This window comes from Phenylobacterium sp. (assembly GCF_035569475.1).
Taxonomy (GTDB): Bacteria; Pseudomonadota; Alphaproteobacteria; order Caulobacterales; family Caulobacteraceae; genus Phenylobacterium.
This window is the reverse complement of sequence record NZ_DATMNA010000038.1, coordinates 23619-35605: the sequence shown is the minus strand read 5'-3', so window position 1 is coordinate 35605 and position 11987 is coordinate 23619. Positions and strand designations below refer to the sequence as shown.

Annotated in this window: 8 protein-coding genes; 3 read left to right on the top strand and 5 right to left on the bottom strand. The window is 69.5% G+C overall.

The window, feature by feature from the left end:
* Positions 1 to 43: 43 nt before the first annotated feature.
* The gene (locus VNW53_RS05750) at positions 44 to 820 is read right to left on the bottom strand and encodes an SDR family NAD(P)-dependent oxidoreductase (protein ID WP_325554166.1); all 777 of its coding nucleotides are present in this window, start codon (positions 818 to 820) and stop codon (positions 44 to 46) included.
* Positions 821 to 927: 107 nt separating this feature from the next.
* Here VNW53_RS05750 and VNW53_RS05745 point away from each other — a divergent pair, with 107 nt between their 5' ends.
* Both VNW53_RS05745 and VNW53_RS05740 read left to right on the top strand, forming a co-directional pair.
* Positions 928 to 2259 carry a diguanylate cyclase domain-containing protein gene (locus VNW53_RS05745; protein ID WP_325554164.1) on the top strand — a complete coding sequence of 444 codons (1332 nt, stop codon included), beginning with the start codon at positions 928 to 930 and terminating at the stop codon, positions 2257 to 2259.
* Positions 2259 to 2780, top strand: a complete 522-nt coding sequence (locus tag VNW53_RS05740) for a hypothetical protein (RefSeq protein ID WP_325554163.1) — start codon at positions 2259 to 2261, stop codon at positions 2778 to 2780. The genes VNW53_RS05745 and VNW53_RS05740 overlap by 1 nt, the downstream gene beginning before the upstream one ends.
* On the opposite strand, the gene VNW53_RS05735 is transcribed toward VNW53_RS05740, so the two are convergent.
* The 3 genes from VNW53_RS05735 to VNW53_RS05725 all read right to left on the bottom strand — a co-directional run bounded on the left by VNW53_RS05735 (position 2777) and on the right by VNW53_RS05725 (position 9184).
* Positions 2777 to 5281: an ATP-binding protein gene (locus VNW53_RS05735; RefSeq protein WP_325554162.1), complete on the bottom strand. Its 2505-nt coding sequence runs from the start codon at positions 5279 to 5281 to the stop codon at positions 2777 to 2779. The two genes, VNW53_RS05740 and VNW53_RS05735, sit on opposite strands and share 4 nt — an antisense overlap.
* 98 nt (positions 5282 to 5379) lie before the next feature.
* Positions 5380 to 8832, bottom strand: a complete 3453-nt coding sequence (mfd, locus tag VNW53_RS05730; protein WP_414693248.1) for a transcription-repair coupling factor — start codon at positions 8830 to 8832, stop codon at positions 5380 to 5382.
* A gap of 28 nt (positions 8833 to 8860) precedes the next feature.
* The gene (locus VNW53_RS05725) at positions 8861 to 9184 is read right to left on the bottom strand and encodes a succinate dehydrogenase assembly factor 2 (RefSeq protein ID WP_325554160.1); all 324 of its coding nucleotides are present in this window, start codon (positions 9182 to 9184) and stop codon (positions 8861 to 8863) included.
* Positions 9185 to 9224: 40 nt separating this feature from the next.
* Between VNW53_RS05725 and recG the strand changes: the two genes are divergently transcribed.
* Positions 9225 to 11303, top strand: coding sequence for an ATP-dependent DNA helicase RecG (recG, locus tag VNW53_RS05720; RefSeq protein ID WP_325554159.1), 2079 nt, complete (start codon positions 9225 to 9227; stop codon positions 11301 to 11303).
* 23 nt (positions 11304 to 11326) lie between these two features.
* On the opposite strand, the gene VNW53_RS05715 is transcribed toward recG, so the two are convergent.
* Positions 11327 to 11962, bottom strand: a complete 636-nt coding sequence (locus VNW53_RS05715; protein ID WP_325554157.1) for a PEPxxWA-CTERM sorting domain-containing protein — start codon at positions 11960 to 11962, stop codon at positions 11327 to 11329.
* Positions 11963 to 11987 lie beyond the last annotated feature (25 nt).

Below are 11987 nucleotides of genomic sequence, written 5' to 3'. Positions count from 1 at the left end.
ACGCGCGAGTAAAGCGCCCTGCCCCGCCGTCAGCCAAGCCCCGCTAGCCGCCCCCCGGCAAGGTCTGGCCGTCGTCGATGATGAACAGTTGGCCGGTGATGGCTGAGGCGGCCGGTCCCGCCAGCATCAGCAGCGCCGCGTCCAGGTCGCTGTTCTGCATCAGCCGGCGGCGCGGGAAGCGCTTCAACTGGGCCGCGCCGCCCTCGGTCTCGAACCATTCGGCGTTGATGTCGGTGAGGATATAGCCGGGGCCCAGCGCATTGACGGAAATTCCCCGCCGCGCCCATTCGCGCGCCATCACCCGGGTCATCATCACCACGCTGGCCTTGGAGGCGCAGTAGGCCGAGAGCCCGGGGAGATTGGTCTGGGCGGCGACAGAGGCGATGTTGACGATCCGCCCCTCGCCGCGATCGGCCACGCCTGAGGCCAGCATCAGCTTGGCCGCGGCCTGGGCGGCGAAATAGGGTCCGCGGACGTTCACCGCGAAGGTCTCGTCGAAATGCTCGACGGTCATGTCCAGCGCCATGCCGGCGCCGCCCACGCCCGCGTTGTTGATCAGGATGGAAATGGGCCCCAGCGCCGCCTCGATCTCGTCGAAGGCCGGGGCGATGGAGGCGGCATCCGCGACATCCAGCCGCAGGGCCATGGCCCGATGGCCTTGACCGGCCAGTTCGCCGGCGATCGCCTCGACCTTCTCCAGTCGCCGCGCCGCGAGCGCGACCGCCGCGCCCTGCTCTGCGAGCACCTTGGCGAAGTGTTCGCCGAGCCCGCCCGACGCCCCGGTGATGACCGCAACCTGGCCTTGCAAAATTGCATCCATCCTCAACCTCCTTAACCCTTCTTGCCCTGTCGCTGCCTATGCTCAGCGTCTATCGTGCCGCGCGAGTCATGTCTTCGGGCCGACTCCGGTCCTAGGAAAGGAAATCGATGCCGTCGAGCGTCCAGGCGCGCGTGCTGATCGTCGCGCGGGATGACACCCTGGCGGGGCCCCTCGCCGAGGGGCTGGATCGCCTTGGCTGGCGCACCATCACCGCGCGCGGCAAGTTCGCCGCCGTCACCGCCATTTCCGACCTGCAGATCGAGGCCGCGATCATCGACCTGCGCGGCGTGGGCGAGGAGGCGCTCGGCCTGGCCCGGCGGCTGAAGGCCGCCTGCGCGCCCCGCAGGCTGCCGGTCATCGCCATCGGCGACCCGGACCCGATCCTGGAGACCTACGGCTTCGACGTGACCCTAGCCGCTCCGCTGCATCCTGCGCAGGCCGCCATGCGGCTGGAGACTCTGGTCCGCACCGCCGTCGCCGAGGAAGAGTTCGACCTGCGCAGCGAGACCTTCGCCGAGTTCGGCCGCAAGTTCGAGCCGCCGGAGATCGACGTCAGCCCCTATCGCGTGCTGGCGATCGGCGAGCCCGCCCCGCAGTTCCTGGCGCTCTCCAACGCGCTCTTGCGCAACGGCGCCGATGTGGTGGGCGCCTTCACCGCCTATACGGCCTTCGACTACCTGCACGAGCGGATCTTCGACGCGGTCGTGCTGTGGGCCGGGGACAATCCGCAGGAGGCGCTGTCGATCGCCGCGGGCCTGCGCCGCAACACCCGCCTCTATCACACGCCCGCCCTGCTCTACATGCGCAAGGAGACCTACGTCACGACCTCGGAGGCCTTCCACCGCGGCCTGTCGGACGTGGCCTCGCCCGAGACGCCGGAGAGCGAGACCGCGCGCCGGGTGGTGGAACTGGCCCGCAGTTACCGCCGCCAGATGGGCGTGCGCCAGGCCCTGGAGCAGGCGCGGACGTCGGGCCTGATGGACGCGGCGACCGGCCTCTTCACCCGCGACCTGTTCGCCGCCCACCTGGGGCGCCTCGCCCAGGCTGCCAAGGTGCGCAACCGCGCGCTCAGCGTCTGCGTGCTGAAAGTGGCCGAGAAGCCGGAACTGAAGGCCGCCCGCGCCGAGGGCTGGCTCGACCGGGCGATCCCGCAGATCGGCTCCATGGTCAGCCGCCTGGTGCGGGTGGAAGACACGGCCGCGCGCCTGGGCCCCGAGGTCTTCGCGCTGGCCCTGCCGAACACCCCCGGCCCGAACGGCCGGCTGGCGGGCGAGCGGATCGCCGCGGTGATCGGCTGCACGGCCTTCGAAGCCGGCGACGGCAATCCGCCGTTCGTGGTGGAGTTCGACCTGGGCGTCGCCCCGGTGACCTCGGCGGAAAGCGCCGGACGCGCGCTCGAAGAGGCCGCCGCCCACGCCGACGGCCGGAAGGCGGGCTGATGCCTCCACCGCCGCCGAACGCCCAACCTGTGGCGCTGCTCATCCCCCTGGTGGTGATCGGACTGGTGATCCTGCGCAATTCGCGGGCCCGGCGGCTGCGTATCGAGTCCCTCTGGATCGCGCCGGTGATGATCCTGGTGCTGGTCGGGCTCGCGCTCAGCCAACAGGGCGCGCCGAGCCCGCTGATGCTGGGCGTCGACATCGCGGCCCTGGCCATCGGCGCCGGCCTCGGCTGGTGGCGGGCGCGTTTCACGAACATCACCGTCGACCCGGCGAGCCACGAGCTGACCAGCCGCGCCTCGCCCATGGGCATGCTGGTGATCCTGGCTTTGTTTGCGGTCCGCTATGGCGTGCGCATGTACGGCGCCCAGAACGCCGGCGCGCTCGGCCTTTCCGCCAACGCGGTCGCGGACGGCGCCCTGGTGATCTCGGTGGGCCTGGTCTGCGCCCAGCGCCTGGAGATCGCGCTGCGGGCCTCGCGCCTGCTCAACGAGGCCCGCGTCAAGGCGGGACTCGCTTAGGCGACCTCGCGCCGACGATCGCTCGAGCTGAAGATTTCCGCCAGGAGCTGGATCAGGACGTCCGGCCGGATCGGCTTGGACAGGTGGTGGTTGGCGCCCGCGGCGCGCGTGGCGGCCATGTGCTCGGCCAGGGCGTCGGCGGTGAGCGCCACGATCGGCGTGGGCTGCGCGCCCCGCTCCGCCTCGCCGCGGCGGATCGCGCGGATCGCGGTCAGCCCGTCCACCTTGGGCATGTGCAGGTCCATCAGGATCGCATCGTAGCGGCCCGCCGCCTCCGCCTCGATGGCCTCCGCCCCGTCGCCCACGACGATCAGCTCGACCCCCATCGGCTCCAGGATCAGCGAGACGACCCGCTGGTTGACCGCATGGTCCTCGGCCAGCAGCACCCGGCAGCCGGCCAGCGGCGTGGCGGCCCCGGCGCCGGCGTCCGCCTCGGCGACCGCGCCGAGGTCGGCGGCCGGCAGCGGAATCTCGGCGAAGAAGGCCGAACCCATGCCGGGCTGGGATTCCGCCCAGACCCGACCGCCCATCATTCCGGTCAGGGAGGCGCAGATCGCCAGGCCGAGCCCGGTGCCGCCAAACCGCCGCGTGATCGAGGCGTCGGCCTGTTCGAACCGTTGGAAAAGCCGAGCGCCAACCTCCGGGGTGAAGCCGATGCCGCTGTCGCGCACCGCGAAGCGCAGAGCATCCTGGGCCCGGGTCACCTCCAGGGCGATCCGCCCGGTTTCGGTGAACTTGACCGCATTGCTCAGGAAGTTCGAAAGCACCTGGGTCAGGCGAAGCTCGTCGCCCATCACGCCCGCGGACACGCCCTCCTCCATCGCCCAGGTCAGGGTCAGGCCCCGGGCCTCGGCCGCCGCCCGGTGCAGCTCGGCCACCCGGCGCACGCAGACGGCCAGGTCGAACGGCGTCTCGTTCAGCGACAGTTGGCCCGCCTCGATCTTCGAGAAATCCAGGATGTCGGTCAGCACCTGCTCCAGTAGGCGGCCGGAGGAGACGATCAGCGCGGCCATCTCCTTGTCCTCCGCCTCCGTCTGCCGTTCGGCCAGCAGGTGCGAGAGGGCGACGACGCCGTTGAGCGGCGTGCGCAGCTCGTGGCTCATGGTGGCCAGGAAGGAGGACTTGGCCTGGTTCGCGCGGTCGAGCTCGGCGGTGCGCGCCCGCACCCGGTCTTCGAGGCCGGTGGTCAGGGCCTGGGCCGTCGCCCGCTCGGCGGCGAGCGCCCGGGCGAGGTCGCCGATCTCGTCCCTGCGGGATTCCAGCCGTTCGGCGGCGACGTCCGATCCCGCCGCTCCAGCGGCCTCGCGCACCAGTTGTTCCAGCGGCTTCACGAAGAGGCCGCGCACCCAGAGCAGGATCAGCGCCGCCTGCGCCAGGGCGCCGATCAGGCCGATGGCCAGCAGGGGCAGCGCCGACACCGAGGCGGCGCGGTTCACCGTCGCGGTAGGCAGGGTCATCAGGAAATACCACTGCGCGTCGATGTGGCCGTAGGCGATCAGGTCGCGTCCGTCGGGGCTCGAGATCACCCCGAACTCGCGGTGCTGGGCCCGGATCGCGCGGGCCACGTCGTGGAGTCTCAGGCGCTTTTCGTATGACCGGATCGCAGGCGCGGTGACATATTTGGAGGTCACAAAACCCGGATAGGCGATCAGCGAGCCCTGCTCGTCGATGATCAGGTTGGTCGCGCCCGGGATCGCCTCGCGCATGGCGCTCAGGAAGTACGAACCCATGGGCATGGTGTCGGCCCATGCCCCCACATAGCGGCCGTGAAGATAGACCGGCGTCGTGCAGGCGGAGACCATCGACCTGTGCGTCGGGTCGGTGAGCAGCGGCGTCAGCTTGGTGCAGCCGGTGCTCAGCCGCGGGTTGTTCTGCGGCAGGCTCATCTGCACGAGGTCCATGGTCGCCAGCTTCAAGGTCGCGGGCGCATCGTGGTTGTAGAACCGGATCTTCTCGGGGTGATCCGGCGCAAACATCACCAGCCGGCTGTCGGGCGTGGCGAAATAGAAGTTGTCGAAGATCACCCGATTGGCCTCGCCCGAGGCGTGCACCACGCGGGTGATCGCCATGATCAGGCGCTTGTCGTCCTGCGAAACATCCGCCCCGTGACCCAGGAAGGCGGTGACGCCATAGAGCCGGTCGCCGCCAAGCGTCAGGCCCGACGCCAGTTCGGGCGCGCTGCGGCGCGTGCCGTCCGCGTGCAGCGGGAACAGGCGGTCGAAGTCGCGGGCCGCCTGCTTGGGGTCCAGATTGTCATAGCGCTCGGCCAGCGCCTCGCTGGCCGACAGGTGCTTGCCGCGCACCTGCTCGAACATCGCCTGCTCAGACTTGGTCCGCTGCTTCACATAGAGCGACAGGTCAGCGACGCGCATCTGCTCCGCGCGGTCGCGGAACATCACATAGGCGGCGATGGAGCCGGTCGCCGTAAAGGCCAGGGAGATCGCGAGCAACCCGCCCAGCATCTTCTGCGACAGCGACAGTGACTTCAGTCGCTTGATCAAACGAGGTTCCCCTACCCTGGTTCGCCTTATCCGACAGCAAGCTTTGCAATTGGTTTAATTCGGTGTGCGGGACCCGCCGCCTTCCCGAAGGGACGGCCTCAGGCCGCGAGCCTGGCCAGTTCGCTCAGCACCCGCTCCGCGGCGTTCAGCCGCTGTTCGGGGGTTTCCCACTCGCCCTTCACCACCACCTTGTTGTCGGGGCGGACGCGCCAGGCGACCTGGTTCTTGGCCACGAACTGGATCAGCGCCATCGGGTTCTTGAAGTCGTCGTTGCGGAAGCTGACGACCGCGCCCTTGGGCCCGACGTCGATCTTGGCGACGTTGGCCTCGCGGCAAAGGCCCTTGATCGCCACGACCTTGAGGAGCTGTCCGGCCTCCGGCGGCAAGGGGCCGAAGCGGTCGATCAGCTCGGCGGCCAGCGCCTCGCGGTCCTGCGCCTTCTCGGCGTCCGACAGGCGGCGGTAGAGCGACAGCCGGACATTGAGGTCGGGGACATATTCCTCGGGGATCAATACCGCCGCGCCGGTGTTGATCTGCGGCGACCAGCCGCGGTCGCCGTCGGTGGCCTCGGCGCCGGCGCGGGTCTTCAGCTCGTTCACCGCGTCCTCCAGCATCTGCTGGTAGAGCTCGACGCCGATCTCCTTGATATGGCCCGACTGCTCCTCGCCCAGAAGGTTCCCGCCGCCGCGGATGTCGAGGTCGTGGCTGGCGAGTTGGAACCCGGCGCCCAGGCTGTCCAGGGACTGCAGCACCTTCAGCCGCTTCTCGGCCGACAGCGTGATCTGTTTCTCGGCCGGCGTCGTCATATAGGCGTAGGCGCGGGACTTCGCCCGGCCGACGCGGCCGCGCAGTTGGTAGAGCTGGGCCAGGCCGAACATGTCGGCGCGGTGGATGATCAGGGTGTTGGCGGTCGGGATGTCGAGGCCGCTCTCCACGATGGTGGTCGACAGGAGCACGTCGTACTGGCCGTCGTAGAAGGCGCTCATCACCTCCTCGAGCTGGGTCGGCGCCATCTGGCCGTGGCCGACCACGAACTTCACCTCCGGCACCTGCTCGCGCAGGAACCGCTCGAGTTCCGGCAGGTCGGAAATGCGCGGGGCGACATAGTAGGCCTGGCCGCCGCGGTACTTTTCGCGCAGCAGGGACTCGCGGATGACCACCGGATCCCACGGCGTGATGTAGGTGCGCACCGCCAGGCGGTCGACCGGCGGTGTGGCGATGATCGACATCTCGCGGATGCCCGAAAGCGACATCTGAAGGGTCCGCGGGATCGGCGTGGCGGTCAGCGTCAGCATGTGCACGTCGGCGCGAAGCTCCTTGAGCTTCTCCTTGTGCTTGACCCCGAAGTGCTGCTCCTCGTCCACGATCACCAGGCCGAGGTTGCGGAAGCCGACCTGCTTGGAGAGCACCGCGTGGGTGCCGACGATGATCTCGACCTCGCCGTTCTTGAGGTTCTCGCGCGTCTCCGCGGCTTCCCTCGCCGGGACCAGGCGCGACAGGCGGCGCACCTTCACCGGCCAGCCCTCGAACCGCTCAGTGAAGGTCTTGTAGTGCTGGCGCGCCAGCAGGGTCGTGGGCGCAACGACCGCCACCTGATGGCCGCTCATCGCCACCACGAAAGCCGCGCGCAGCGCCACCTCGGTCTTGCCGAAGCCCACATCGCCGCAGATCAGCCGGTCCATGGGTTTGCCGGCCGACAGGTCCTCCAGCACATCGCCGATGGCGGCCAACTGGTCGTCGGTCTCCTCGTAGGGGAAGCGCGCGCAGAACTCGTCGAACACGCCGTGCGGCGGGGCCATCGGGTCGGTGGTCTTGGTGGCGCGCTCGGCGGCGATGCGGATCAGGCCCTCGGCCATCTCGCGCAGCCGCTCCTTGGCGCGGGCCTTGCGCGCCTGCCAGGCCGCCCCGCCGAGCCGGTCGAGGATCACCCCCTCGGATTCCGCGCCGTAGCGGGTCAGGAGGTCGATGTTCTCCACCGGCAGGTAGAGCTTGGCGTCGCCGCCATAGTGCAGTTCCAGCGTGTCGTGCGGCGCGCCCTGCACGTCCAGGGTCTTCAGGCCCGCATAGCGGCCGATGCCGTGGTCGATGTGGACGACGATGTCGCCCGGCGTCAGGGACGAGGCCTCGGCCAGGAAATTGGACGCGCGCCGCTTGCGCCGCGGCCGCGACAGCCGGTCGCCCAGGATGTCGGTCTCGGAGATGACCGCGAGCGTATCGGTCTCGAACCCGGCTTCCAGCGGCAGCACCACCCGCTGCGGGGTCTTCGGGCTGGCGGCCTTGGCGGCGTCCCAATAGGCGGCGAGCGGAACGTCCGTCAGGCCGTGATCGGCCAGCATCGACCCCAGGCGGTCCGACGAGCCGTCCGACCAGGAGGCGAACAGCACCCGCTTGCCGCCCGCGGCCAGGGTGCGAGCATGGTCGGCGGTGGCCTGGAACAGGTTGACGCTGTCGCGCTGGCGTTCCGGGGCGAAGCTGCGGCCGGCGCGCGCGCCCATGTCGATGACCGTGTCGCCCTCGGCTTCCTGGAAGGCCGAGAACCGCCGGGTGGCGCGCCTCGCCAGGTGCCCCTGCCACTCGTCGGCGGTGAGGTAGAGCTTGTGCGGCTCCAGCGGATGGTAGTGGATGCGCCGCTCGGTGTTCGACCGCGCCTCGTAGGCGTCGGCGATCACGGCCAGCCGCTCGTCGCGGGCCTCCCGCGCCAGATGGTCCAGGGCGATCGCCGACCGCTCCGGCAGATAGTCGAACAGCGTCGCCAACTGCGGATAGAACAGCGGCAGCCAGTGCTCCATGCCGGCGCGGCGCCCGCCCTCGGATACGGTGGCGTAGAGCGGGTCGTCGCCGGCCGCGCCGAAGGTCTCCAGATAGCTGCTGCGGAAGCGTGAGATGGCGTCCTTGTCCAGCAGGGCCTCGCTGACCGGCAGCAGGCTGACGTCCTTCAGTTGCCGGGTCGAGCGCTGGGTCTCCGGATCGAAGGCGCGGATCGACTCCAGCGTGTCGCCGAACAGGTCGAGGCGCACCGGTTCCTCGGCCGAGGGCGGGAAGACATCGATCACCCCGCCGCGGATGGCGAACTCGCCCTTTTCCGAAACCGTGGAGGCGCGCTGATAGCCGTTGATGGCGAAATAGGCCTCCAGGTCGGCGATCTCGACCATGTTGCCGGTGCGCGCCGAATAGCCGGCGCGTTCCACGGCCGCCAACGGCGGCACGCGTTGCGCCAGGGCCGGCACCGTGGTCACCAGCAGCCGCGGCGTCTTATCGTCGAGACCCTGGCCCAGCCGCGAGAGCGTGGTCATCCGCAAGGCCGCCACGCCCGCCGACGGCCCGATCCGGTCGTAGGGCAGGCAATCCCAGGCCGGGAAGGTCAGGACCTCGATCTCGGGAGCGAAGAAGCGGAAGGCGTCGGCGAAGGCCGAGAGCCGCGTCCCGTCGCGGGCCACGAACACGCTCAGGCCTTTGCGGGCGCGAACGATGTCGGCCATCACCAGGGCGTCGAAGCCCTCGGGCGCCCCGACCAGGTCCAGGCGGCCGGGGTCGTCGGCGACGCGCCGCATCTCCGCGGCGCTCACCGGGCGCGAACCGTCAGCCGCCACGAGCGCCGCCATTATGAACTTCGAACCGGAACACCTTGATCCTGTTCATGATCTCGTGATCGAAGGCTTCGGGCGTCGCCGCCGTACCGCAGATCCAGGCGTAGAGGTCCTGGTCCGGGACTTCGAGCAGGACCTCGAACGTATCGAGCTCGGCCGCGCTCATGGCCGAGACGTGCCTGTCCGCGAACGGCCCCAGAATGAGGTCCGCTTCCCGGAAGCCCCGGCGCCAAGCCCGGAACCTCAGCTTCTTCAGCCGGGCGTCACTGTCAGTCGTCATGAAGAGGTCGCGGATATAGAGCGCGCGGTGGCCCATTACCAGTCAAGGATTTGGGCCAGTCGGCTATGCTGCAATCATGCGGCCGGAGATTCTGTTCCCGCTTTTCGCCCCTGTCAGCACGCTGAAAGGCGTGGGCCCCCGCGTGGCTCCCTTGCTGGAGAAGCTGGCCGGGCCGATCGTGCGCGACGTGGCGTTCCTCAGGCCCCATTCGCTGGTGCGCCGCATGCCGGCCGACCTGTCGGCGGCCGCGGACGGCCAGGTGATGACCTTCGAGGTCACCATCGACGACTACCAGCGCCCGCGCAGCCAGGCTCAGCCGTGGCGGGTGCGGGTCAGCGACCCCACCGGCTTCATGACCCTGGTCTTCTTCGGCCGCTTCGCCGACCAGTTGGAGAAGCGTCATCCGCCGGGATCGAAGCGGATCATCTCCGGCAAGGTCGAGGACGACAAATACGGCCGCCAGATGGTCCATCCCGACTACATGGTCGCTCCCGACAAGCGCGATGAAATTCCCCAGCTCGAGGCCATCTACCCTGCGACCGAGGGCCTGCCGGCGCGGCGCGTGCGCACCTTCGCCCTGGAGGCCCTGGAGCGGGCGCCCGAGCTGCCGGAATGGCAGGACCCCGCCTGGTTCGCTCGCGAACGCTTCCCGGCGTGGCGCGAGGCGCTCGCCCGCCTGCACAGCCCAGAGACCGAGGCCGACCTTTCACCCACGGCCCCTCACCTCCGCCGCCTCGCTTACGACGAACTGCTGGCCCAGCAACTGGCCATGGCCCAGCGCAAGGCCGAGCGCCGCAAGGAGCCCGCCGCCCGCATCCCCGCCAGCCCGGCGGCCGACCGGATCCGCGCCGACCTGCCCTTCGCCTTCACCGGCGCGCAGGACCGCGCGCTCTCCGAAATCCGCGCCGACCTCGCCGCCGGCGAGCGGATGAGCCGCCTGATCCAGGGCGATGTGGGCTCCGGCAAGACCGTGGTGGCCATGTGCGCCATGGCCGACGTCGCCGCGGCCAACGGCCAGAGCGCGCTGATGGCGCCCACCGAGATCCTGGCGCGCCAGCACTACGAGACCCTCTCCGGCCCCCTCACCGCTCACGGAGTCGGCGTGATCCTGCTGACCGGCCGCGACAAGGGGCCGGGCCGGGCCGAGAAGCTGCGGGCCCTGGCCTCCGGCGCCGCCAAGGTCGCCGTCGGCACCCACGCCCTCTTCCAGGACGACGTGGCCTTTGCGCGGCTGGAGTTCGCGGTGATCGACGAGCAGCACCGCTTCGGCGTAAGCGAGCGCCAGCGCCTGCAGACCAAGGGCAAGGCGGTGCACCTGCTGGCCATGTCGGCGACGCCCATCCCGCGCACGCTCGAGCTGACGATGTACGGCGACCTCGACGTCAGCCGCATCGACGAGAAGCCCCCCGGCCGTACGCCGGTCGCCACCCGCGCCGCGCCCATGACCCGCATCGCAGAGGTCGAGGCGCGCCTGCGCGACGCGGTGCAGGGCGGCGCCCAGGCCTTCTGGATCTGCCCCCTCGTCTCGGAGTCCGAGCTGATCGACCTGAAGGCCGCGGAGACCCGCGCCGAGGAACTGAGACAGACCATCGGCCCCAGCGTCGGCCTGATCCACGGCAAACTGACGCCCGCCGCCAAGGATGCGGTGATGGCCGAGTTCGCCGACGGCAAGCTGTCGGTGCTGGTCGCCACCACGGTGGTCGAGGTGGGCGTCAACGTGCCCAACGCCACCATCATGGTCATCGAACAGGCCGAGCGCTTCGGCCTGGCCCAGCTCCACCAGCTACGCGGCCGGGTCGGGCGCGGCCGCCGCGAGAGTTCCTGCGTCCTGCTCTACGACCCGCCCCTGTCGGAGACCGCCCAGAAGCGCCTCGACATCCTGCGCCGCACCGATGACGGCTTCCAGATCGCCGAGACCGACCTGGAACTGCGCGGCGGCGGCGATGCGCTCGGCCTCAAGCAGTCCGGCTTCCCCGACTACGTCTTCGCCGACGTGCTGGGCCCCCACCGCGACCTCATCGCCGCCGCCGGCGACGATGCGCGCCTCATCGTCGGTCGCGATCCGGAGCTGAAGGGCGAGCGCGGCAAGGCGCTGCGGGTGCTGCAGGAGCTGTTCGACTGGAAGGCGGGGTTGGGGCTCCGAGACGCGGGCTAAATTTCGGAGCCGGGACTGCCCCTTCAGGCCGCGATCGGCCTGCGGCGGCGCAGCATAGCGCCCGCGGCGCCGAAGCCCACGATCATCAGGGCCCAGGCGGCGGGCTCCGGAACGCCGCCGCCGGCGGCTTGCCCCGGGTCAAAAGAAAAATCGTCGTACCCAAGCCCGAACGGATCGGCCACCTGATTGATGGAGATGCGCGTGATGTTCTGAAAGACGCTCAGGTCCACGCCGGCTGCGTCATGCAACTGTTGGTTGACGCCGACGATGGTCACCGATGTCGGATTCGCGCCGAAATTCTGATAGACATCAATATTGAAGGTCGACCCGGGTGTATTCTCGCCGGTATAGACGAACTTCAAGTTGTCCACCGGCGCCGCGAAGGCCAGATTCACGCTCTGAGTGCAGTCGATATCGTTGCCCGTCGAGAATGTGCAAATGAAATTCGGCTGTGAGATTTGATAAAGCGGCTGAGAGGTCGTTTCGACAACCTCTCCCGCATTGGAAGAGAACGTCACCCCGGCATATTGATTGGTGACGATCGTTCCTGCCGCGAGGTCGTCGAAATTGATCAAGGTGTGCGCCTGCGCGGCGCCGGACGCGGCCACGAGGAACAGGGCGGCCGACGCCGCCAGTGTCGATCTCAGGATCGTCGCCATGATCACTGCCTCCGCATAGGGCTAA